This window comes from Pseudobacteriovorax antillogorgiicola (assembly GCF_900177345.1).
Classification (GTDB): domain Bacteria; phylum Bdellovibrionota_B; class Oligoflexia; order Oligoflexales; family Oligoflexaceae; genus Pseudobacteriovorax; species Pseudobacteriovorax antillogorgiicola.
Window position 1 is genome coordinate 1 of sequence record NZ_FWZT01000009.1, and the last position, 21,304, is coordinate 21,304.

The 21,304-nt window shown below is 48.0% G+C and carries 23 protein-coding genes; 11 read left to right on the forward strand and 12 right to left on the reverse strand.

Annotation, left to right across the window (positions count from 1 at the left end; genetic code table 11):
- Positions 1-164: zinc ribbon domain-containing protein (locus B9N89_RS32170; protein ID WP_143478181.1), on the forward strand; the 164-nt coding region annotated here is incomplete at its 5' end.
- A gap of 56 nt (positions 165-220) precedes the next feature.
- On the opposite strand, the gene B9N89_RS13040 is transcribed toward B9N89_RS32170, so the two are convergent.
- Positions 221-1,219 carry a S1 family peptidase gene (locus tag B9N89_RS13040; protein WP_132319520.1) on the reverse strand — a complete coding sequence of 333 codons (999 nt, stop codon included), beginning with the start codon at positions 1,217-1,219 and terminating at the stop codon, positions 221-223.
- A gap of 163 nt (positions 1,220-1,382) precedes the next feature.
- Positions 1,383-2,381, reverse strand: a complete 999-nt coding sequence (gene glnII, locus B9N89_RS13045; RefSeq protein WP_132319540.1) for a glutamine synthetase GlnII — start codon at positions 2,379-2,381, stop codon at positions 1,383-1,385.
- A 447-nt stretch (positions 2,382-2,828) separates the two neighbouring features.
- On the opposite strand from glnII, the gene B9N89_RS13050 reads away from it, so the two are divergent.
- Positions 2,829-3,026 (forward strand): hypothetical protein, encoded by a 198-nt coding sequence (locus B9N89_RS13050; protein WP_132319518.1) that lies wholly within the window; start codon positions 2,829-2,831, stop codon positions 3,024-3,026.
- A gap of 37 nt (positions 3,027-3,063) precedes the next feature.
- Here B9N89_RS13050 and B9N89_RS13055 read toward each other — a convergent pair whose 3' ends face one another.
- On the reverse strand, positions 3,064-4,080 hold the full coding sequence (locus tag B9N89_RS13055; RefSeq protein WP_132319516.1) for an alkaline phosphatase D family protein: 1,017 nt from the start codon (positions 4,078-4,080) through the stop codon (positions 3,064-3,066).
- 11 nt (positions 4,081-4,091) lie between these two features.
- Positions 4,092-4,454, reverse strand: coding sequence for a rhodanese-like domain-containing protein (locus B9N89_RS13060; RefSeq protein ID WP_132319514.1), 363 nt, complete (start codon positions 4,452-4,454; stop codon positions 4,092-4,094).
- A gap of 90 nt (positions 4,455-4,544) precedes the next feature.
- On the opposite strand from B9N89_RS13060, the gene B9N89_RS13065 reads away from it, so the two are divergent.
- Positions 4,545-4,952, forward strand: a complete 408-nt coding sequence (locus B9N89_RS13065; protein ID WP_132319512.1) for a hypothetical protein — start codon at positions 4,545-4,547, stop codon at positions 4,950-4,952.
- Here B9N89_RS13065 and B9N89_RS13070 read toward each other — a convergent pair.
- Positions 4,949-6,181 carry a hypothetical protein gene (locus B9N89_RS13070; RefSeq protein ID WP_132319510.1) on the reverse strand — a complete coding sequence of 411 codons (1,233 nt, stop codon included), beginning with the start codon at positions 6,179-6,181 and terminating at the stop codon, positions 4,949-4,951. The two genes, B9N89_RS13065 and B9N89_RS13070, sit on opposite strands and share 4 nt — an antisense overlap.
- Before the next feature lie 453 nt (positions 6,182-6,634).
- On the opposite strand from B9N89_RS13070, the gene B9N89_RS13075 reads away from it, so the two are divergent.
- The gene (locus B9N89_RS13075) at positions 6,635-7,432 is read left to right on the forward strand and encodes a trypsin-like serine protease (RefSeq protein WP_132319508.1); all 798 of its coding nucleotides are present in this window, start codon (positions 6,635-6,637) and stop codon (positions 7,430-7,432) included.
- Positions 7,433-7,501: 69 nt separating this feature from the next.
- Here B9N89_RS13075 and B9N89_RS13080 read toward each other — a convergent pair whose 3' ends face one another.
- The gene (locus B9N89_RS13080) at positions 7,502-8,341 is read right to left on the reverse strand and encodes a hypothetical protein (RefSeq protein ID WP_132319506.1); all 840 of its coding nucleotides are present in this window, start codon (positions 8,339-8,341) and stop codon (positions 7,502-7,504) included.
- 23 nt (positions 8,342-8,364) lie between these two features.
- The gene (locus B9N89_RS13085; protein ID WP_159455352.1) at positions 8,365-9,753 is read right to left on the reverse strand and encodes a purple acid phosphatase family protein; all 1,389 of its coding nucleotides are present in this window, start codon (positions 9,751-9,753) and stop codon (positions 8,365-8,367) included.
- A 476-nt stretch (positions 9,754-10,229) separates the two neighbouring features.
- Between B9N89_RS13085 and B9N89_RS13090 the strand changes: the two genes are divergently transcribed.
- Positions 10,230-10,823, forward strand: coding sequence for a hypothetical protein (locus B9N89_RS13090; protein ID WP_132319502.1), 594 nt, complete (start codon positions 10,230-10,232; stop codon positions 10,821-10,823).
- Between the two features lie 53 nt (positions 10,824-10,876).
- Here B9N89_RS13090 and B9N89_RS13095 read toward each other — a convergent pair whose 3' ends face one another.
- Both B9N89_RS13095 and B9N89_RS13100 read right to left on the reverse strand, forming a co-directional pair.
- Positions 10,877-12,226 carry a class II 3-deoxy-7-phosphoheptulonate synthase gene (locus tag B9N89_RS13095; RefSeq protein WP_132319500.1) on the reverse strand — a complete coding sequence of 450 codons (1,350 nt, stop codon included), beginning with the start codon at positions 12,224-12,226 and terminating at the stop codon, positions 10,877-10,879.
- Between the two features lie 10 nt (positions 12,227-12,236).
- The gene (locus B9N89_RS13100) at positions 12,237-12,659 is read right to left on the reverse strand and encodes a SufE family protein (RefSeq protein ID WP_159455353.1); all 423 of its coding nucleotides are present in this window, start codon (positions 12,657-12,659) and stop codon (positions 12,237-12,239) included.
- A gap of 217 nt (positions 12,660-12,876) precedes the next feature.
- On the opposite strand from B9N89_RS13100, the gene B9N89_RS13105 reads away from it, so the two are divergent.
- The 5 genes from B9N89_RS13105 (at position 12,877) to B9N89_RS13125 (ending at position 16,952) form a co-directional block, all read left to right on the forward strand.
- Positions 12,877-13,602: a hypothetical protein gene (locus B9N89_RS13105; protein ID WP_132319496.1), complete on the forward strand. Its 726-nt coding sequence runs from the start codon at positions 12,877-12,879 to the stop codon at positions 13,600-13,602.
- Positions 13,603-13,858: 256 nt separating this feature from the next.
- A complete protein-coding gene (locus B9N89_RS13110) occupies positions 13,859-14,113 on the forward strand; it encodes a hypothetical protein (protein WP_132319494.1) in 255 nt (84 codons plus the stop codon).
- Positions 14,114-14,229: 116 nt separating this feature from the next.
- Positions 14,230-15,162: a nuclease-related domain-containing protein gene (locus B9N89_RS13115; RefSeq protein WP_132319492.1), complete on the forward strand. Its 933-nt coding sequence runs from the start codon at positions 14,230-14,232 to the stop codon at positions 15,160-15,162.
- A gap of 108 nt (positions 15,163-15,270) precedes the next feature.
- Entirely contained in the window at positions 15,271-16,485 is a 1,215-nt protein-coding gene (locus B9N89_RS13120; RefSeq protein WP_132319490.1) for a NupC/NupG family nucleoside CNT transporter, read from the forward strand.
- Positions 16,482-16,952 carry a globin domain-containing protein gene (locus B9N89_RS13125; protein ID WP_132319488.1) on the forward strand — a complete coding sequence of 157 codons (471 nt, stop codon included), beginning with the start codon at positions 16,482-16,484 and terminating at the stop codon, positions 16,950-16,952. Before B9N89_RS13120 ends, B9N89_RS13125 begins: the two co-directional genes overlap by 4 nt.
- Here the strand turns inward: B9N89_RS13125 and B9N89_RS13130 are convergent.
- Positions 16,945-17,646, reverse strand: a complete 702-nt coding sequence (locus tag B9N89_RS13130; RefSeq protein WP_159455354.1) for a Crp/Fnr family transcriptional regulator — start codon at positions 17,644-17,646, stop codon at positions 16,945-16,947. The two genes, B9N89_RS13125 and B9N89_RS13130, sit on opposite strands and share 8 nt — an antisense overlap.
- Position 17,647: 1 nt before the next feature.
- Positions 17,648-19,006, reverse strand: coding sequence for a LysM peptidoglycan-binding domain-containing protein (locus B9N89_RS13135; RefSeq protein ID WP_132319484.1), 1,359 nt, complete (start codon positions 19,004-19,006; stop codon positions 17,648-17,650).
- A gap of 332 nt (positions 19,007-19,338) precedes the next feature.
- On the opposite strand from B9N89_RS13135, the gene B9N89_RS13140 reads away from it, so the two are divergent.
- Entirely contained in the window at positions 19,339-20,103 is a 765-nt protein-coding gene (locus B9N89_RS13140) for a TSUP family transporter (RefSeq protein WP_159455355.1), read from the forward strand.
- Positions 20,104-20,159: 56 nt separating this feature from the next.
- On the opposite strand, the gene B9N89_RS13145 is transcribed toward B9N89_RS13140, so the two are convergent.
- Complete coding sequence (locus tag B9N89_RS13145; RefSeq protein WP_132319480.1) at positions 20,160-21,197, reverse strand: alpha/beta fold hydrolase; 1,038 nt, start codon at positions 21,195-21,197, stop codon at positions 20,160-20,162.
- Positions 21,198-21,304 lie beyond the last annotated feature (107 nt).

The window sequence follows — 21,304 nt, forward strand, 5'->3', positions numbered from 1 at the left end:
AAATCTGTTCTAGCTGTGAAGAGATTCCAGATAGCGCACCGAAAGGTGTGAAAGATCTTGGGGTGAGAGAGTGGGTGTGCAGCAGTTGTGGAGCGGTCCATGATCGTGATGTAAATGCTGCACTGAACATTCTCCGATTCGGGCGTGAATCGCTGGTGTCCTGAAGTGGCCCAGGAATCCCGCATTATAGCCGCATCAGCGGTTTAGTGGCGGGAGGACGTCAATTAATGATCGCGTTGTCTTTGCAAAATTGAGCACTGTCGTCAAAATCGAGGTAGTCAAGCGGCTCGTTCATCGCTTCGAGGGAGCACTTGATCCAGCCGCGATAACTGGTTATATCCATCATGGTTCCGCTGCCGTCTTCGCAGCTGTAGTCAGAGGCTCGTCCTGGGCCTGTGGTCGATCCCACGAGTTTTAGGTTGCCACTGCTATCGGCAATATAAGTGGGGCCTCCAGAGTCGCCAAAACAAGCTCCCTTGCCATTGACTTCAAGTTGAATCTCTTGAAGGGCATTGATCTCTTCGATAAAGGTGTCGACCTGGGTCAGAGGGCGAACGTTTCTGTCATTTTGGCTATAGGCACCATATCCAGCGATGGTTACTCTTGGCTGGGATTGAAGCTCCGCTGGGGTCGCGATGTTCACTGGCGCAAATTCGGTGGGAAGAGTGCCGCTAAAGGTGATCAAGCCCACGTCGTAGTACACTCTCTCCAAATACCGGCCAGTTTCCGCATCACCAAGGATGCCTTCGTAGCAGGGGTGAACGACGAAGGACTCAACGGCCACATTCTGTAGAACCTGTCCGTTAACACCCATTCCAATTTTTACAGAGTTGGCGCTGGTCAAAAATTTAAGCTGTGTCGCGTCGCTGCCTGACTCGAAGCAGTGAGCGGCAGTGACGATTTGATTTGGCCCAATAAGAGTGCCCGTACAATGGCCCCCTGGTAGGTATACTTTGACCGTGGAAGCGGTAACCGGGTCTTCGTTGCGAGCCACAGTACCCTGAACAATTCCAAACCCTTGTTGACCAGCCAAAGTGAGGGCCGACCGTGATGATTGGCATTGGGGGTTGAGAGCTGCGGTGGCATTGGAGCTTGATGTTTGGCTCGCGGACGTCGCAGATCCGCCCGCTGATTCGGTGCGGTAGCTCTTTGGCTCGGAGTTACATGAGATAATTGACAAAAGGATAGCAAAGCCTGCAGAAAGCCGAAATAACTCCATGAATGCCCCCGAAATAGACGTATGTGCAGTGACTATTCGGTAGATTCTAAAAATATATTTAGGCAAAAAGGAAAAAGGTCTTAAAGATACATGATATCAAAGGCTTGGCTGCCTAGTTGCTAGGTAGCCAAGACTCGATAACCATTGGTGAGAATCGCTAGGACTAGCCGATTTTCGAGCAAACTGTCTCAGTGATGAGCTGAGTCACCTTGTAGGGATCACAGTTCGCGTTTGGTCGACGATCTTCGATGTAGCCCTTGCCATCCTGCTTAACTTGCCAGGGAATACGGATTGAAGCACCACGATCGGAAACTCCGTATTTGAACTCCTTGTAGGAGCAGGTCTCATGGAGACCAGTGAGTCGATCCTCAATGCCAGCACCGTAATTTGCAATGTGGAGATCTGCTTTTTCGCCAAGTGCCTCGCAGGCCTCGACACACTTGTCAAACGATTCGCGCATGGCGTTGGTAGAGAAGTTGGTATGGCATCCTGCGCCGTTCCAGTCACCTTTTACAGGCTTCGACGCGAAGCTTACTGAGACTCCATGCTCTTCGGCGATCCGGTCGAGCAGCCATCGAGCGATGATGAGTTGGTCGGAAACTTCAAGGGGGCCTACCGGGCCTACTTGGAATTCCCATTGGCCAGGCATCACTTCCGCGTTGATTCCTGATACTGCAAGTCCAGCTGCAAGACACGCGTCAAGGTGCTCCTCAACGAGTTTTCTTCCTGCCACATTGTTGGCACCGACGCTGCAATAGTATGGGCCTTGTGGGCCAGGAAAGCCTTGATCCGGCCAGCCTAGAGGCTTGTTGCCGTCGAAAAGTGTGTATTCTTGCTCAAGCCCGAATAGTGGTTTTTGTGCGGAGTATTCTTCTGCTGTCGCTGCGCATTTGGCGCGAGTGTTGGAGGGGTGAACTTCCATGTCGACTGTCAGCACTTCGCAGACCACTAGCTTGTTGTCGCCGCCCCGAATCGGGTCGTGGCAAACATAGACCGGTTTCAGAACACAGTCTGAGGAGTCTCCAGGCGCTTGATTCGTGGAAGAGCCATCGAAGCCCCATAGTGGTGGCTCTTGACCGGCTTCTAAGATTTTTGTCTTTGAACGAAGCAAAGGGGTAGGCTCCGTACCGTCAACCCAAATATACTCGGCTTTGTAGCGGATGGCTTCGGTTTGATAACTGGTCATAGGCTTGTTCCTTTTAACTGAGAATTCGGATACCATACTTGGAATCGATCGAGGAAAAGCAGATTTTGTGCCAATCTTTAATATATTTTTTTATTCCAATATTATTGGTGGTTTAACTGGCTTATTAAGTCTCCTCGACGGATGTAGATATTAGTAAAATCATACAATTTTGTAGTTTTATGGTTTTTAGAGGACAATTCCGTAGGTTGGAAGTATGTCGATTCAGCTCTTGGTTCGGGGCTTTTCGATGCGGAGTGGCTGATGGCAAGAGTATCGAAGAGCCTAAGGAGTGGGAACCGACAAAAAGCTACAAATATGTAGATTTAATTGCCGTGGTATCTCATGCTGTTTGCCTCTAGAATATGAAGGAAAAATACAGTATACCAACAGGTTCATTGTTTGATTTTTCCAAAAGAGGATGCGATGGCAGGACAATTTGATGCTAAACAGTATGTCGAAAAATGGGATCGTGTGATTATTCCGGTAATGCTTGTAGCGATTGTTGGGTCAATCGTAGCCGTGTTTGCATTAAATAGCGCCGCATCTCCAGAGTGCAAGCGTCATGAATATACGTTCTGCGGAACTGAGGCGGTAAGCCATCATGGAGACGATCATCACTAAAGTAGTCTTCGGGGCTTTGGCAGCCCCTTTTGACCTTCTACGATCCCTTTTCTAAGCTGATGCTTGCACTTCGAACGACCTGGCTTTGATGATCGTGTATTCTCAATGTGATTGATTTGGTCTCTGCATCGAAAACTAAGCTCCCAAAATTCAATTCTGCGAATACCGTCCCCACTCGGTAGCGGTTTCGTTCTGACTCAAAGGCAATATAGCTATGGGTTAGGCCGCTGGACGTTATTTCCCAAAGCCCATGTTGGTTCTCAAGCTCTTCGCCGGGAATGTGTGATAGTTCGGCGATGTGCCGATCGCCACTGAGAACAATGGGAATCTGAAGCCTATGCTTCTTGATCAAGTCTAGGAACTTGGATCGTTCGTTGGCAAAGCGATTCCAAGACTCCCACGGGTGGTCTTGTGGCACTAGCTGGATGCTACTTACGAAAAGGTGGATCCCCTTGGAGTGCTGTTGGAGGCTTTCGTCTAGCCATTGCCATTGCTGTTCACCCAGAATATTTCCTTGTTCGGGCCCCCAAGGATCTTTGTGATACCGCGTGTCGAGGAGGTAGATATGCACTGGGCCTAAAGTTGAAGTAAAGTGGTAGTCTTGGTAAATCCCGTTTCGCTGCCTGCGCGGTGACTCATCCGGTTCATTGAGAAAGTCGAGGGTGACTTCTTGAGACGTCGATTTGTTTTTTGCGGTTCGGTCGGAATCATTTAATGCAAAGTCGTGGTCGTCCCACACTCCAATCACCGGCACCTGACTCACCAATGACTGGTAACCAGGATTTTCAAGTTGCTTGCTGTAAGCAGCCTGCCACTCTTTTTTCTGGTCGGTATCTGCATAAACCATATCACCGGCCCAGATCCACAAGTCAGGCTTAATGGCTTTGATGGGTTGCCATAAAGGTTGGGGCCTGTTTTGGTCGTTACATGAACCAAAAGCGAGGGTTTGCACGGTGCCAAGAGGCTTATCCGCAGGGTGCAGCGTTGGGTTAGTGCTGACACAGCCGCTCAGAATGCTGCCAAAAATCGTTGCAATGAGATGACGTTGATTCAAGTTCGAAACTCCTATTTGGGCCAGTCCTTCAAACCACCCATGTTAGTCACTTGAGAGAAGCCTAACCTGACTAGCTCAGCCTTCGCTCGGTTGGCCCGTCCTCCCACAGCACAGAAAACCACTATGGGTTTGCTTTTGTCTCCCCCTTGCCACTTCAATATTTGATCGGCGCGATGACGAATATCGTGATGGGGAAGATGCTTAGCGCCGGGCAATGAGCCTGACTTATATTCGCGGTCGCTCCTTACGTCAAGGAGAAGTGCCCCTTGCTCTGTAACCATCTTTTTAGCCATTTTGGGATTGTAGTCTTCAAGGCCTTGGGCTATGCCAAGAGGTGTCAGTAAAACTACGAACAGGCAAATCATAAGCTTCATAAGGACAACCTTTGTTGATTGATGATAAAATCGATCGGATTCAGTAAAATACTACCATCGTTCCAGATTAAAACCACTTTTGGAGTCTCCATGTCGGGAAAAGGGTACTTAATGCTCTGGATGATCTGCGGGGCCTGTGCGACCTCCTCGGGATCTGCTTATCGCGAGGAAATCCTAGGGCTCACCGATATGTCTCTAGAATATATTATGACGCAGTGGGGCGAGCCAGACTACAAACTCCCAAAATCCAACGGCCAGTCTGTGAAATACGAAAGCGTGATGAGCGTGGACGAAGAGCCACTTTCTGGCGAGCTGATTAAAAAAATCTGCGTAGCGAACTTGGATATCAATAAAGAAGGCTTGGTAGAAGACTGGGGCTATAGCGATTGCAAGGACTTGAACCCAAGGCCTCCAAAGCCTAGTGAAGCAGTGGATGAGGGCGACTTCGACGTTGATGACGATCGAAAGCTCCCCGATCTGCCCATGGCACCAGACTAGTCCTGCTCTTCGCCTTGATCCTCATAGTCCGCTCCTGTTTCTTCCGGAGCTGAGTTCGGTGTGCTATAGATCACATCTACGGTGACAGGTACCTTAGGGTCAAGGCCAGATATAATGATGCTTTGTTTGTCTTCGTGAATTTCGTAGTCTTTTGTTTCAGTGCCATTGACTTTCACTTTAAGAACATCGCGGATGGGCTTGTTCAGAACAAACCTGGGCTCTGCAACTTGACTAGATTCCACCATCTTCTTTAAGAACTCGGTGTAGTCAGCCGTCACACACGAATCGGCCTTTTGGCCTTTGGCTGCGTCTACTAGAGTGTAGTAGGAAAGATCATACAAGTTTTCACCACTGCATCTGGAAGCAGGTGCCATGGCATGAAACTTCAAACCTTGGATTTGATTAGATGCACGGGTTAGCTGATCCAGCTGATTAAAGTTTTTCCGGTTATCGATCAACTCCTGGCGATTAAAGCCGGGATCGTGGGTATCGGACACGTATATAATATTAACGATTGCGTTGGTCCGAAACGTTTGCTGGCCAGCATTTTTAAGCATGAGGTGTTCGTAAGCTGTAATCCCAGGCTCGCCGCCCAGAGCTGAAAACGTTGATTGGGTCGCGGCGATCAAACAGTAGTTTCCCGCTGCGTTCTTCTCGTTGGGCTTGAACCATCGATTGTTGCAACCATCCATAGCCCACTTGCCCGCCTGGCCTGGAACAAGGTCTCGATAGTTTTGGATAGCTCCTTGATAAACAAAGTCTAAGAAGCCTGGCTCGTATTCCATCCCGGTATAAGCTGAGAGAAGAGAGTTGGTCATATTAAAATTGTTTGGGTCGCCGATCATAGTTGACATGACTGCTACCTGAGAATTAGGTGGAAAAACATTGTCTGCTACCAGCGAGCTGAAGCCCTGCTGGACGAGGTTCAAAATAGAACCCATGGATACGGAGTTATCGATTACAAAAACATAATCGATCGCCGTATCTGGCTGACCATAAGCAAAGTTTTTTGCTTCGAGTTGATAGTCGAGGAGTTCAACAGATTCTATAACCTCAATTGGATCCACCGGAATGTCTTCTGGAGGTGGCTCCGGTGTAGCATCTAAGTCCACCACAGGCTCAGCTTGATCGAGCTGTGACCCGTTGCTCCCAGAGAAGCTGGACTCATCAGCACAGGAGTGTAAGCCCAGCCCAAGCATAAGAGCTAAAATCTTACCAAAGTCTTTCATTTGATTCCCCTCACCTAACATTCTTGCGTAAAATTCTTATCGACGCTCATGTATCGCCAGTTGATAAAACTTTAAACAGGTAATGGTTTTCATAGCTTGAAACATTACATTTCGCGCAGGATCTAGGTTTGCAGGTATGTTTTCTGATAAACATGTGACTTCAAGGTAAAAATTTGTGAGTCTGCCATCCATTCCGTATCACCTGAGCATTTTTCGCGCATATTGAGCTTCAACAACTTTACTACGAGAAGCATTTAGCATGCCATCAAGCACATCCCTACATTTCTGTTGGTTGGCTGGCCAATTATTTCCGCTTTCACAAGAAATCTTAGGGATTTTCTATAGACGCGATTGGGGGACTTGCTTAAGCTTGGTCTTAGGTTATTCATCAAAAAGACTTGGAAATATAAGTATTTCTCAGTCGATAATGGGTTTCAGAAAAGGGAGTCATCCATGACAAATCTACGTCAATTCGCAAAGGTATTTTCTCTATCCTTAGGCCTTGGCTTAGGGCTTAGCAACTGCGGCACGGACACGTCGTCCGACGTAAAAGTAGCAAACGGCATTGAAATTCCCGAAACAACATTTCCGTCGGTGGTCTTGCTTTATGATCAAGCAGGTTCGATCTGTACGGGAACATTTATCACAGAAGAGATCGTATTGACGGCAGCTCACTGCTCCATGAGCGGTGATGTGAACACCAGAACCGGTGAAGTCGACCTAACTCTGGGCATCATTGAAATCGAAGATGCTGCTGAAGGCAAAGCCAAGTTGGTCGCACAATCGACAAAAATTTACCGCAATCCGTTGTGGGATAGCAACGGCCGCAATGTTAACCGATACGATCTTGGAGTGGTTTACTTTCCCAAAGGAACAGCGCGTGCGGTCAGTGACCTCACTGCTGGGTCAGCACGGTCTGGAGATGAGTTTACCATTGTCGGCTATGGCCTGAATCAGACGAACGATCTACAGGATGGCAGTAGCGCTGGAATCAAGCGTATTGGCTACAACACAGTTAGTAGCGTTTCCGGAGGCTTCATTCAGTTCACGGGACAAACTGAAACCACCAATGGAGATGGAAGTGATGCCTCGTCTAGCAGTGGCGATTCAGGTGGACCACTATTCATTGATGGAGAGTTAGCTGGTGTAACCTCTGGCGGTGGCAATAGCTTTGGCCGAGCACGATCTCTTTATATCGATATCCACTCAAGCACCTCCAAGGATTTCTTGGGCCAGTTTGTGAATTACTAAGCGCTTAATCAAGCTACCAGTATGAAAGCCCTGCCGTAAGGTGGGGCTTTTTTGATCTGGGCAATGAGCCTATACAGCGGCTTTTCTGGTGCCTGGTACGGGAGTAGGCTCAAGGTTTCCTTCGTCCGAGCCTTTGCTTAGGGTGCGAGCTAAGGCAGCCATGAGGATTGCAATTGGTACTAAGCCATTGGCGGCTCTGATAAGCATTGGGTCAAAACCATGGCTTGGGGAAAACATCAGCCTTACAGTGGCCGTCAGTAAGCCCCAGAAAGCCATGTATGCTAAGACATACTTGTTCTCTTGCCGAAGGATCACCACACCGAGGAAAATGTCGATCACTCCAATCGGTATGAGGAGGCTTTCCGCCAGCCCCTGGCTAACCTCAATATCAAGATAAGTTCTTGGAATTCGAATCAGAAAGTCGATGAACTTGGGGTTTAGGTAGATGGCTTCTATCCCGTGAGCAATAAAGGTGATGGCGACTCCCCATCTCAATCCTATAAGCAAGTGCTCAAACCGAGACTCCTTATGTCCCAGATAGATTGCCAGAGATAACGGTAATCCGTATCTGACTCCATGCGCGAAGGGGCTGTAGACGGCCCCAAAGCTGCCTCCATGGTAGAATGCATTGCATGCCAGGAAAAACACCCAAGCGGCTATGGCGGAATAAATCCATCGTTTTTCGTAGACAAATCCAAGGAGAGTCAAACCTAGGATGATACCCATGGCGCCCTTGTCGACATACTTCGCTAGGTCTGAGTCGAGCCCTAAGTAGTACCAAAGGTTGGATGAAAACTTAGAGCCATAATTCCAGATTTGAGAGAACATGCCTGCAATTTGGAACAGAAGGATAACTTTGCAGAGTATGACAATCTGATTTTGTTTGTTTTTACGTATGATGCTATCCAACGAGCTTACCTCTCAGGGTTTGGTTATCGATTTCTCTTTCTTAGAGTCAGTGGGTAGTGTGACGTGTTGTCATAGTAAACCTTGTATTCAATCTGTGGCGTGGCGCTATTCATTTGAAAACTTAAGGATTGAATGTGGTGTTGCCCGATGGCATAGCCTCCCTCAAAGTACCATTGGCCACTCTGTGATGCTCCTCGTTGAGCAACGCCCAAACCGCCTTCTCCCACGTAGACAATCCCTCTTTCGGGGTTGCACGCATTGTTGAAAATAGGGCAGGTTTGTTTCAGAACGTGGCCATCTGATTCAAATACTAAATCCACTTGGTTTTGTTCAAAGATAGGAATCCAAGATGTCGTGCTTCCAGGTGACTTCTCGGCCGGCCAGGCAGGGCGATGGTAGCCGGCGATAATGAAAGTCGCTTGCTTAGCCAAAGAGTTCATGGTTGTCGTTAACCACTGGCGTTGGGTTCCTTCGACTGAAATTTCCGAATTAAGGATAATGAGATCAAGTGATCCTATCTTGGTATTGAAGTAGAATTTTTCCCCTCCCAGCGGGTCGCCAAAGAGAGCGGTGAACTGAGCTTCTCCACCAGATTCGTGGTTGCCAAAGGTTGCGACCACCGGTAGCACTCTACCTTTGCTTGTCATCGTCGACTGGTGGTTGTCTAGCCACGTGGACCATTGCTCGCAGTTAGAGCCAGATTCAATGAAGTCGCCGCCATGAATCAATGCCAGATAGCTTGAGTCTTGGCTAAGTAGCGAGCTGATCTGCCGATTCATGACCACTCGTTGGCCTGGATCGGATCGAGAGTCACCCCCCGAAAACAACTTGAAGGAAGTTGTGGAGTTCGCCGGTGCTGTGACGAAATGCATTTCTTGAGATTGCTGGCCATTGCTTTCGATCACATAGAAATAGGTTGTATTGGGCTTCAAGCCAGTCACGCGGCTTTGGAATATGGGAAGTTGACTGTTACAAGCTTGGTCCATTCCCGATTCCTGTGCCGGGACCTTCATCTCATAGAGGTTCAATTGACTGCCGTTCCGTTGCTGCTCACTTAAGTAGACATTATGTTGCGTATTTGCAATTAAATCGGGAAGGCTCCAGGAAATCGTTGCCTCTTGGGCTGGATTGGTTGTCCATACTAAAAGGTGTTTGTTGGGTGCAAGAGTGGGATCGTTGTAGCCAGCTGGGTAGGAATATGGTGTGGGTTCTTGATAATTGACTATTTCCGCTATGATACCTCCCTGCTGTGGAGACCCTGGGCTCACTTGACCATTTGGGTTGTTCACAGGATTCGATATCTGGTCGCTAACTCTTCTTGTAGTGTTATAGTTCGGCTGCGGTGGCGTCTGATTGCAGCCTATAAAAAGTAAGGCCGCTGCTCCGGGAACTATGAGATGATTGAGTTTCATACCCACTCCTTCATGTTGTGTCGTCAACATTCAACTGATGCAATCCTGTAACCGAGGTTAATGAGCGAATCCCAGGCCAATAAGCTGAAATTTATTAATCGCTTAGCTCTTTAATTGTCTTGCAGCACTATTTTATTTGTTTTTACAGGCTGAGTTGATCCGTGGGTTCACGGTTGTATAAGCCTAAGAGAACATCGATCTTATAATCTTGTCGCACCATCTCCTGTAACACGGAGATACACTAACGAACATCTCAGGGGGAGAAGCCCTAAATCGCTTGGATTTTCACTGCTGAGATCTTCTAAGAAGCCCATGATCGTGAACGGTCAGCCGCATTCAAAGGCGAGGCGAATAAATTAGGATGGAGCCTTTCGAGCATGATAGACTGGTAGGCGTAGCTTAGCCAGATATGAAAGATTCACAGCTTCTGAAATAATGTTTCAGATACCAGGTTCATATCCTTCTGGAGTATTCTCATGGGGCACCCATTCCTCCTTGCTTTTGTTTTACTCATATCCTCTTGCGCAAGTACTTCAAAACCTTGGACCATGGGCGTGGTGCCGAAGCCAAACTCAGACGCGAGTGAAGAGCAAAGGCAAAAAATCTTCCAAAAGTATGAGATTGCAGATTGGGCAGGAGTCGATGGCACTTATTTCTATCTGCTTGGATCAGCGAAAGAAGTTGATGGCTACAGTTTGAAGTCCCTACGCCCTACGATTGAAGACTTGGTCCCTACTTTGAGGCAGGATCTCGATGAGATTGAGTCCTATGACAGGGCTGGGGATTATGCTTTCTATACAAGTGCGGGCTTTTTTGCTGTCACCGCCGTTGGCTATGGAATTGATGAGCCTGGGGTGTATAAGTCTGGCCAGACTTTAGGCCTTCTAAGCCTTTTTGCTTGGATCATTCTTGAGCAGTTTGAGTGGCAAGTGAAGGATCAGGTGCAGTTTCAGTACAATGAAGCCTTGCGAGAGAGACTAAAGATTCAAGAGGACTTTATCGATGTGTCGAAAAACGTGACTCCGGTGACTCCGCTTGGGGTCTTACCAGTTTTGATGCAGTCGTTCTAAGATAGTTCGTTCCCTGAGGCGGCTCGCCTGCCTCAAGGTGAACTTGCTGCTTATTAGGGGGTTTTTCCTTTGCCAAGCATCTTGGAAATCAAAAACGCCATCTCCAACGATTGGCTATAGTTAAGTCGCGGATCGCAGTATGTTTCATACTTCTGATCTAAGTCTTTGACTCCGATCCCAGCCGTGCCACCAATGCATTCTGTGACGTCTTCTCCTGTCAGCTCGAAGTGAATCCCAGCCAGGTTGCTAGGCTTACCACTATGAACTTCAAAAGAATCGTTCACCTCAGAGAGGATGCTATCGAAGTTTCGTGTCTTTACCCCATCGTCTGTCTTGCTTGCATTACCGTGCATCGGGTCTGCACTCCACAAGACATTAAGCTTAGACTCGGTGATGGCATCGATCATCTTCGGCAGGTGCTCCTGAACCTTGCCTTCACCATAGCGAGTGATCAGGGTGACCTTGCCCTCTTCGTTACTTGGATTCAAGGCCTGTACGATCTGGATAATCTCACGAGGATCAGCACTAGGGCCAACTTTAAGGCCCACGGGGTTGCGAATGCCACGGAAATACTCAATGTGGGCTCCATCAAGCTGGCGGGTACGATCGCCAATCCATAGCATGTGAGCGCCTAGGTTGTACCATCCATTGTATTCTTCAACGTATTGGGTCAAGGCCTCTTCCATGGGGAGCAGTAGGCCTTCGTGAGAGGTATAAAACTCAACGGAGTGAAGCTTATCTTCCTTCGCTCCAAGCGACTCCATGAAAGTGATCGCGTCCTGGATACTGGATACAATCTGCTCATATTCCTGGCGCTTCGGGGCTTTGTTGACGAAGTCCAGGTCCCAATTTTGGGGATGATGGAGATCAGCGAATCCACCCTTGGTAAGAGCACGGATGTAGTTGAGGGTGGCTGTTGAGCGATAGAATGCCTGCAAGATGCGGCTAGGATCAGGCTTACGGGCATCTCCGTGGGCTTCAAACGAGTTGATAATATCGCCGCGGTAGACAGGAACTTCCTTGCCGTCCACAACCTCAGTGGGGTTCGAACGGGGTTTTGCATACTGACCTGCAATTCGCCCAATCCGAACGATGGGTTTTTTAGCTCCATAGCAAAGTACAACGGACATTTGGAGGAGTATTTTCAGTTTGGCAGTGATTGACAGCTCGTTGCAGTCTTGAAAACGCTCGGCACAGTCTCCCCCTTGCAGGATAAAGCACTCCCCGCGCCCTGCTTGGGCCATATTATTCTTTAAGGCTTCTATCTCACCCACAAACACAAGGGGTGGTAGTGACTTGATCTGGCCAAGGACCTCATTCAGCTCATCCTGGGAATCATAATTGGGTTGTTGCTTGATAGGTTTGGACCGCCACGAATCTAAGGTCCAAGGTATCTGGTTCATCTGCTTCTCCTTAACTTTGCGCCTTGAACGCTGTGGCGTAGGCCTGAATCATCTTGAGTACGTTGGCAAGGCCGTTGCGCCGATTCATGGACAGATGTTCGGTGACACCCACGTCTGCGAGAAAGCTGCCATCTTCCTGGAGCACTTCTTCGGGTGTGGCTTCGCTGTAGACTTGCAAGAGTATGGCGATGATGCCTTTTACGATCATCGCTTCTGAGTCTGCATGAAACAGGATGCGACCGTCTTTAAGCTGCGGAAAAAGCCAAGCTTTAGATATGCAACCTTTCACTAGGAATTGGTCAATCTTAAATTTATCAGCCATAGGAGGCATGGCCTTTCCCTGCTCAATGATGAACTTTAATCGTTCGTCTTTGTTGGGAATTTGCTTTAATTTAGCAGTCAGCTCAGTTTTTTTTTCTTCCAGTGTTTGCACGGGGTCTACAGCTCCAAATGTCCTAAAAACTCCAATGGATTGCTATATCCCATGGATGTCGAATTTACAAGTTAGCCTAAATGGCTGATGTCGTTAGGAGACCTTCTTATAAAATTAAGTACAGTATTATTGGCTAGCTAGCAATTTGGTCCGCAATCCCTGGCGATGGCTGCCGATAGATAATTAGAAAATTCCGGTGAATGACGAGGAGTGGAGCTTGTCTGAGCAAAATAAAACCAAGAAGCCTCCGACGATGTCGCAGAGGATTCAAGCGGAACGCCATCGGAGTGAGCCATCAGCGGCGGGATCGGCGATGCCACCCCCGGTGCCTCGGCCAGATGGAGAGTCAGTAGCAGGCTCTCCAGTAGTGCCACCTCCGCAAAGAAAGAAGTCACTTGCCCGAACCCAAGTCGCTGCGCAGGCCCCAAAGTACGGTATCAATGAAGCCATCGCTTTGATGAGAAAGCTACCCAAGGGGGACATGCGTATTTTAGCAGCAGTGATCAAGGAAACTCTTGAATCAACCAACATCAATGTGTCACAAATTATCGCAGATGCTGATGAAAAAGAGTCAAAGTTAGAGAGCAAGATTCAAACCTTGGATACTGAGATCGAAACGTACGAATCCCAGATTAAACAGCGCAAAGAAGCCATAGCTATCTATCTCGAAGATCTTGAAGAAACTCGCAATGTGAAAAACAACTTGGCGTTGGCCGCAGAAGACGTTGTCGAAGGCGACGATGGGTCTCATCCAGAGCAGGCCGACGAGCCATCGTCTAGAACCGCTGAGAGCCAAAGCTTACAGGAAGAAAATGACGCTAACAGAGAAGGCCACGAGGCCCCTTCCGAGCAAGACAGTGAAAATCTTGACGGGGAGGAACGAACCAAATCCATCCTTTTGGACGCACTATTTGGGGAAGATGACTCGAAAAAGTCCTCATAGTTTCCCTGGCCGAACATTTCAAATTATCGCCCCACTTCGCTAGGCATGTCCAGTAATTCCCTGGTTTAACTAACTATGATAATTCAGCTAGTTTCGATTCCTCAGCTTAGCTTCGCCAAGTTACGATGGCTTATTAGGACAGAGACTCCCCAAGTAGAGAACTGTAGTTCCGGGTCACGCAACCAAATTTGGTTAGCATGACCCGGAAATTCAAGCGATAATGTAAAGATGTTTCCTATCGTTTGAAGGAGCCGTTATGACTTTTAGACATGCAAAAAAAACGATCCGTCTCGATGAATCACCCGCCTTAGGCAGGCACCTGATTCGTGTCCGTCATCGAAAATATGGCACTATGCAAGCCTGCCGTCGGCTTCGGCGTCGCCACCAAGGGGCAACGGCCATCTTGGGGCTAGGATTTGGCAAAGGTAAGGCTCTTGTCTCTATGTCTTTGTTGCGAAAACCAGCAAACCGACCCATAGCTCGGATGCCTGCTCCAAAAAGAAGCCGATAAACAGCTGATTAAAGTTTAGGCACTTTTCTTCTAAAAAGTGCCAATAATTCAGCCCCTTCCTCAGGTTTAGCCCTTGCAAGTTTCCCCCCGAGACCTTGTCCGAACGCGGAGATAAAATGATATTGAGTCAATGGAACCTATTAAAGCTAGCAAGAGAAACGTTTGCGCCAGAAGTCGATCGTATTGCCGGAGAAACTGGAGAAGCCATGGCCCTGGCTTCAGCCCGAAAGGCACTCCGCAAGCTTTCCTGTCAGTCGACGGTTTTGGAGTCAGTGAGAGTTCCTAAGGCCAAAGGCAAGGGCAAGCTAGAGATTGATTTGCTCGTCGTTAGCGCCTACGGAGTACTGGCTCTAGAGGTAAAACACTGGGGAGGAAATCTGAATGCCCAAGGCCAGACATGGCTCCAGACCCGTCGCGATCACGATAAATCCTTGAAGAACCCCTTGCCCCTTATGGAAGAACGGGAAGCAGCCTTGCAAACTTGGCTCAAACAAAGGGGCTTGGTGATTCCAAAAAGCCGTATTCATTCTCTCTTGGTTTTGAGCAATCCAAATGTCCAGCTAGGGCGCAAGCTAAGCTCTCTAAAATCCATCGTGCGACTCGAAGACCTAGAGCAGCAGATTGTAGCCCGCTGCGATGCTCCAAAAAAGAAGTTTTGGCAAAAGCGCTCCAAGGGATCTTGGGACTTTTCAGGCCTGATCTCTCTTTTGGGTCAACTTCCCACCTGGGATGAGCTTGTTCTCCACGGCGGTCGGCGCTATTGGGGCGATATCTTGGGCTTCAAAATCGAGCAGCAGGGCAAGGCTGCACTGCAACGTGGGGATGTCCAATTCCTTAAGGTTAAAGCTCCCCGCAGCTTTTGGAGCCTTTGGCGAGCACCCTCAATGAAGTTTAAGGACTGGGATGGGAACGTCTCATCGGTCTCATTTGCTCCACAGGCAAAACTGATCCTTCGCCATGCAGGACAGCAACGGGATGAGGAAATCGATCTTATTCATATTGACACGATAAAACTGGGTTGGAAGAATCAAAGATACTATGATCATTGATTTTTTACTCATCGCTTTGACCTGAGCCTGCCAAAAAAATCTAGGCCTTGACTTCACCGGGGACCAGGGTATCTTAACGAGTCCTTCATACTGCTTCGGAGCTAGTCAATGGAACGATTCATGAGCTTTTTAGGCCTCTTTGTGATGATGGGGATCGCATGGTCGCTATCAAGCAATCGCAAGAAGATGGATTTTCGAGTCATCGGCGGTGGTATTGCTCTTCAGTTCGTCCTAGCCTTCGTTATCATGAAAACAGGTTTTGGAAAGTCGTTTTTCATTTGGTCGAAAGACCTGGTCACAGCAATTATCGAAATGTCCGACGCGGGAGCGGAATTTCTTTTTGGAGCGTCCTACAAAGATCACTTTTTTGCCTTCAAAGTTTTGCCAACAATCATATTCGCATCGACTCTATCTTATATTCTGTTCTATCTCGGCGTGATGCAGAAGGTGGTGGAAGGCTTGGCTTGGGTTATGAAAAAAGTCATGAATATTTCCGGTGCCGAATCTCTTGTCACAGCTGCCAACGTTTTTATTGGTCAAACAGAAGCTCCGTTATTCATCAAGCCGTATCTCAAATCTATGACCCAGTCCGAGATTATGGTGATGATGACTGGTGGCATGGCGACGGTTGCCGGTGGAGTCCTTGCAGCCTACGTAGGCTTTGGGGTGTCCGCTGGTCATTTGCTTGCTGCTTCGATCATGTCAGCTCCAGCAGCTATTGTTCTTGCTAAGATTATGTTTCCAGAAACGGAAATCTCACCCACGTTAGGAACAGTTCGTATTACCCTTGAAAAAGACGAAGTGAACGTTTTCGAAGCTGCTTGCAAGGGAGCTGCTGAAGGCTTAAAACTTGCTTTAAATGTCGGTGCCATGCTGATCGCCTTCATTTCCCTAGTCAAGCTTATCAATGTTGGTCTCGGAGAGATTGGAAACTTATTTGGCTGGACCATCAGTCTTGAAATCCTGCTGGGATTTATTTTTCAACCTCTAGCATTCTTTATGGGGATTAGCTGGGAAGAGAGCTTTATCGTCGGTCAGATGCTCGGTACAAAGGTTGTCGTAAACGAATTTTTATCATTCATTCAGCTCGGAGAATATATCAACGGCGATAAAGTTGGCCAGCTTTCGGAAAGAGCCATCACCATCACAACCTATGCTCTTTGTGGATTCGCAAACTTTTCGTCGATTGCCATTCAGGTGGGTGGTATCGGGGCGATCGAGCCAGGACGCAAGAAAGACTTCGCACGCCATGGACTGAAGGCAATGATCGGCGGTACCCTTGCTGCCTTTATGACAGCATGTATCGCGGGAATGATTTTATGAAACAGAAGAAAGATTTTTTCCGCTCCAAAAATGACCCGCTTCATATCCCACCAGGAGGTCCCGGAGCCTCCCCTTCACCGCCCCGAGTGTACGACCAAATGGGGGAGCAGAGTATCCAGCTGATGCTAAAAGACTTTTACAAGTTGCTAGGCTCATCTGAGATCGCACCAATGTTTCCGCAAGAGCTAGAGCAAGCTGCGGCTAAGTCCGCCTTATTCTTTATTGGCTTACTTGGTGGGCCACCTCTCTATCACCAAACGTACGGCCCCCCTCGGATGCGTATGCGTCATTTGCCTTTTAAGATTACTGAATCACATCGCCAAGTTTGGCTAGCATGCTTTTACAAGGTTCTAGAAAACTCGGAGCGCTATCGGTTCCCCGATCAGGAAATTCCCGCTTTTAAGGCATTTTTAGAGGGGTTTTCTGGCTGGATGGTGAATAGTGAAGACACCGCAATGCCTAGCTAGCCTTTGGGGTATGAGCTTGTCGGCTAACCTGTACCAACTGATCGAGAAGTTCACTCATCTTTGTTAGCGAGGCTCCATGAGCTGTCTGTCCTGCTGCGAGTTCCCGACTTTCGTCAGATCCTTCAGCCAGCATTTTCACTAGCCGCGCGCTGGCTTGGCTATTCTGCCGATGACTGGCTAATGCCTTGTGGCAATGCTCGGAAAGCTGATTTAGAATTTGGATCAATGATGAGCCGTCCTCTTGAAAGGAATCAAGCTGGGCCATCTCGGTGGCTAGTTTGCCATTGGCGAGGCGCATTCTCTTGGTGAGGACTGCCGCAGCTCCTTTGTAGAAGCCGCTCGCAAGAGCGGAGTCTTGTTTAAGCCGAGCTTCGAATTTTTCCTTGTGCACAAAAATAAGCTTTGTTTGATCCACTGCAGCTCGAATGGTTGCCGAAGCCTTGGCTTGATCGATCAACGACATTTCACCAAAGACTTCACCTTCGGGAAACTGGAATGTGGGCTCTTTATCATTGCCGACAAATATATCAACTTTACCGGCCACTAGGATGAATAAGCCAGGAGTTGGCTCATCCCGAAGTAAGATAGGTTGACCCTGATCCTTCACGATGAGCTGTGAGCATTCGTTCAAATGATGAGCGAGGTCTTGATCAACATACTTAAAGATTGGGATTTCGGTCAACTTTACTTTCATGTCAGCCCCTAGGTCTAACTTTAAGTATCTGACCAGCATAGATGCGGGTCGACTTTAGATTATTCAGACGTTTGATATTTCGGACACTGGTATTAAACTTTCGTGCAATAAGATTTAAGTTATCACCGCGACGGACTCGATATCGTTCAGTACTTTTGCTGTCACGAATGATAAGTCGGCTCCCTGCATAGATACGGTTTGAGCGGAGACCGTTTCGTGCCTTCAATTGTCTGATTGTAAGACCGTAGCGTCGAGAGATGGATGCCAAGGTTTCGCCCCGTCTCACGCGATGATAGCGTCTTGCCACCTTGCGTTGAGAAGATGATATTTTGAGTCGGTGAGTCTTGAGCCCATCTTGGACGGCTAGCACTTGCGCGCGCTCGTATTCAGGAACCCAAAGGCGGTATTCTTTAAGGCCTGGGGGGGTCATGTTGCGTCGGATATGAGGGTTGTTTTCTTTAAGCTCTTTTAGCGACACGCCGCTTAGTTTAGCTATTTGGTCAAGCTTGACTGGAGACGGGACCTTGACGCTGACGAGTGGTGGAATATCTGTGGCTGGTTCGATAGTAAACCCATATTTTTCGGGGTTGCTACCAATAGTTAGCGCCGCTAGGAATTTAGGGATATAGTTCATGGTTTCATCAGGGAGGTAGTTGCCTCGGGCAAGCTGCCAAAAGTCCCTCGTCTTCGCTTTCATAATAGCCCGCAAAATTCTTAGCTCCCCTGCATTGTAAGCTGCCATTGCCAGGTACCAAGAGTCGAAGACATTATTTAGATCATTCAGATACATGGATGCTGAAATGGTGGCACGAATTGGATCGCGGCGTTCGTCCACGTAGCGATCAATGCGGAGACCGTAGCGTTTGCCAGTTCCAGCAATAAACTGCCAAAGGCCTAAAGCCTTGGCATGGGAGTAAGCGTGAGTGCTGAATCCACTTTCGATCATTGCTAGGTAGTAGAGTTCGGTGGGAACTCCCTGGTCGCGCAGTGTAGTTATGATCATAGGTTTAAAACGTTCCCCGCGATTAAGATAGCGCTGAAACATATCCCGGTGGCTGCCCGTAAAGACTTCGATCCAACGCTGAACTTCGGCGTTGATCTCTAGCGGAATGCCTTGCTCCAATGACTCATTAATTTCATCTTTTTCGGTGCCAATGGGGGGAGGAGGCTCTGTCCTTGGTTTCTCAACGGTGGATTCAATCACTTCATCGATCTCATCGGGGACAACTTCGGGCTCGTCACCGTGCAACTCTTGAGGCTTCTCTAAAAAGGGCTCCATCGGCTGACTATCGAGCTGGGAAGTGCAGGAAAAGTGGGTCAATAATAGGAATGGGCTGATAATCTGTAAACTATGCTTCATGTCACGCTCTTTAGTTGTGGCATTACGACTAAACTCGCCATTTTTGCTGGCGATCTTACCAACCTACAAACATCTGAAATCTAAGACAAGCCATAGTTGAAGTGTCCATTAGGTCGTCTAGGTAGGATTGGCTTGATAGCAATCATTATACAACGTTTTGAGCTAGTGATCACGCCCTGCCGGGGTCAAGGCTTGGAAACCTTGCTATTAAAGGCTTGTAGGGCTCTCAGAGATTGATAGGGAATCGCGACATAGGCACACTAGCTATCGCAAATCCACAAAAAAGCTGCTAAAGAATGCCGATCTTGACCAATGTACAAAGGAGCCACAGATTGGAGCTTTCGTTTCTTGAACTTGGCGTTATGTTCGCTCTCATCGGTTTTGCTGGCTTCGTGGATTCCATTGCGGGGGGCGGTGGGATGATTACGATTCCTACTTACCTGGCTCTTGGTGTTCCCCCAGATCTCGTGCTGGGGACTAATAAAACGGTTAGTACAACCGGGACTAGCATCGCTGTTTTTCGATTTGCAAAAAACAAGGCAATCCTCTGGAAGCTGATGGCCGGTGCCATTGTGCTATCGATGCTGGGTTCCTACATCGGGGCAAGCCTTTCGAAGTATCTCTCTCGTTCCATGATGACGGGAATCCTTCTTGTGGTCATTCCAGCGATTCTTCTAATCCAGCGAAAAATTGATATCCGAGCCAAGGCTTCCGAAGGCGTTAAGGGTTTCGATCGAACCCTGGCTATCAAGGCCGCTGTGATTGGTTTTGTCATAGGTGGCTATGATGGGCTATTTGGTCCTGGCACGGGAACTTTTTTGTTAATAGCTTTTGTCCTCTTTGTAAATATGGACTATCGCCAGGCTAGTGCCAATGGACGAATTATCAACTATATCTCAAATCTTTCTGCCTTTTTTGTCTTTCTATATGAGGGGCGCATCTACTGGCCTGTGGTGGGTGTGGCCCTAATTGCTGCTATGATCGGCAACTACCTGGGCAGCGGGATGGTTTTGAATAACGCTGAGAAAGTCGTTCGGCCTGTTTTTCAGGTGGTTTTGATCGCGCTCCTGGCGAAGTGTGTTTATGATCTCATTTGACGTCTCGTCGATAGAAACTCATTTGGGGTAATCACTCTCTTATGCTTTTCAATCAGCTAGATCAGAGTTTGCTCATGAAGGAAACTCAAAATACGATTAAGATAGAGGTTACGAATCGACTCAGCTTCCAGAAATATCTCATGCTTAGAGCTTGGAATTGATACCAGCTCGCATTGGGGAGCCCGTTCGCACAGCTCTTCTTGAGGAACGTTCTGCACCCAGCTATCAAGCTCCGCTTGCAACAAAAGAATGGGCTTGGTCATCTTTCTGATTTGCTCATCATCGTTGATCTCACGAATCCCCTGAAACGCTGCATTGATATAGCCTACGGTCACACCGCCTCGCTGCATTTTGCTCAGGTCGGGCCTAAAGAAGGTGCTACGATGGTAGTCGAAGCGCAGTCGGGATGAAGTGTTCGCTGTTTCGTAGTTCCAATCGTCTTTGGGAAGCTCTTGGCCAGGGGCTAGGAATGTGTTCAATCCAGCGAGTTCAGCAACTTTTGCCATGATCTGAGCTAGCCATTCTGGAAACGGTGTGGTTTTAATTCGGATCATGGGAGCGCTGAGAATACTTCCGTCCACAAGATTGGGGTACCGTTGTAAAAAACTAGTGGTGACAGCGCCACCGACCGAATGCCCCAAAATAAAAAGTGGTTGCTTAGCCTGTGGCCTGATCGTTTCAACAAATGTCTTTAAGTCTTCGACGTAGTGGTTAAAGTCTTCTACATAGACGGATTGGTCTTTTAGCAAATAGGAACTGCCATGGCCTCTCTGGTTAAACATGAATACTGAATAAGAGCTTTGGTAGAGGTCGTAGATCAGCTCCTGGTACTTATAGTAGTTCCCTGTATAACCGTGAACAATGAACACAGAGCCCCGTGCTTCGGGGTGGCGGAAAGCCTTGTATTCAAGCTGAACCGCTTGATCTTGATAAGGCTGGGCTTCAAAGTGTTGGACAGGTGCTGATGCAAACAGTGCTTCGAACTGCCTAACTTTGTCTTTGTATTCTTGTTCGCTAAGATCGATGATCTGAGCTGGTGCGGTCCCGCAAATAATCAGCGCCAACCATACGAGAGTAAGCCGTAGAGCTTCCATGGTTCTCCCTGGTTTAATGTGTCATTTAAGCAGGAATTGCTCGATAGACCACGATCATAACAGGCTCGTAGGACTTGATGAAGATATTTTTCTTTAGATCATAAGAA

What these genes read in the sequence shown, in the direction of transcription:
- B9N89_RS13040 (WP_132319520.1), bottom strand. Translation starts at nt 1,219, where the DNA reads ATGGAGTTATTTCGGCTTTCTGCAGGCTTTGCTATCCTTTTGTCAATT.
- B9N89_RS13050 (WP_132319518.1), top strand. Translation starts at nt 2,829, where the DNA reads ATGGCAGGACAATTTGATGCTAAACAGTATGTCGAAAAATGGGATCGT.
- B9N89_RS13060 (WP_132319514.1), bottom strand. Translation starts at nt 4,454, where the DNA reads ATGAAGCTTATGATTTGCCTGTTCGTAGTTTTACTGACACCTCTTGGC.
- B9N89_RS13065 (WP_132319512.1), top strand. Translation starts at nt 4,545, where the DNA reads ATGTCGGGAAAAGGGTACTTAATGCTCTGGATGATCTGCGGGGCCTGT.
- B9N89_RS13070 (WP_132319510.1), bottom strand. Translation starts at nt 6,181, where the DNA reads ATGAAAGACTTTGGTAAGATTTTAGCTCTTATGCTTGGGCTGGGCTTA.
- B9N89_RS13075 (WP_132319508.1), top strand. Translation starts at nt 6,635, where the DNA reads ATGACAAATCTACGTCAATTCGCAAAGGTATTTTCTCTATCCTTAGGC.
- B9N89_RS13085 (WP_159455352.1), bottom strand. Translation starts at nt 9,753, where the DNA reads ATGAAACTCAATCATCTCATAGTTCCCGGAGCAGCGGCCTTACTTTTT.
- B9N89_RS13090 (WP_132319502.1), top strand. Translation starts at nt 10,230, where the DNA reads ATGGGGCACCCATTCCTCCTTGCTTTTGTTTTACTCATATCCTCTTGC.
- B9N89_RS13095 (WP_132319500.1), bottom strand. Translation starts at nt 12,226, where the DNA reads ATGAACCAGATACCTTGGACCTTAGATTCGTGGCGGTCCAAACCTATC.
- B9N89_RS13110 (WP_132319494.1), top strand. Translation starts at nt 13,859, where the DNA reads ATGACTTTTAGACATGCAAAAAAAACGATCCGTCTCGATGAATCACCC.
- B9N89_RS13115 (WP_132319492.1), top strand. Translation starts at nt 14,230, where the DNA reads ATGATATTGAGTCAATGGAACCTATTAAAGCTAGCAAGAGAAACGTTT.
- B9N89_RS13120 (WP_132319490.1), top strand. Translation starts at nt 15,271, where the DNA reads ATGGAACGATTCATGAGCTTTTTAGGCCTCTTTGTGATGATGGGGATC.
- B9N89_RS13125 (WP_132319488.1), top strand. Translation starts at nt 16,482, where the DNA reads ATGAAACAGAAGAAAGATTTTTTCCGCTCCAAAAATGACCCGCTTCAT.
- B9N89_RS13130 (WP_159455354.1), bottom strand. Translation starts at nt 17,646, where the DNA reads ATGAAAGTAAAGTTGACCGAAATCCCAATCTTTAAGTATGTTGATCAA.
- B9N89_RS13135 (WP_132319484.1), bottom strand. Translation starts at nt 19,006, where the DNA reads ATGAAGCATAGTTTACAGATTATCAGCCCATTCCTATTATTGACCCAC.
- B9N89_RS13145 (WP_132319480.1), bottom strand. Translation starts at nt 21,197, where the DNA reads ATGGAAGCTCTACGGCTTACTCTCGTATGGTTGGCGCTGATTATTTGC.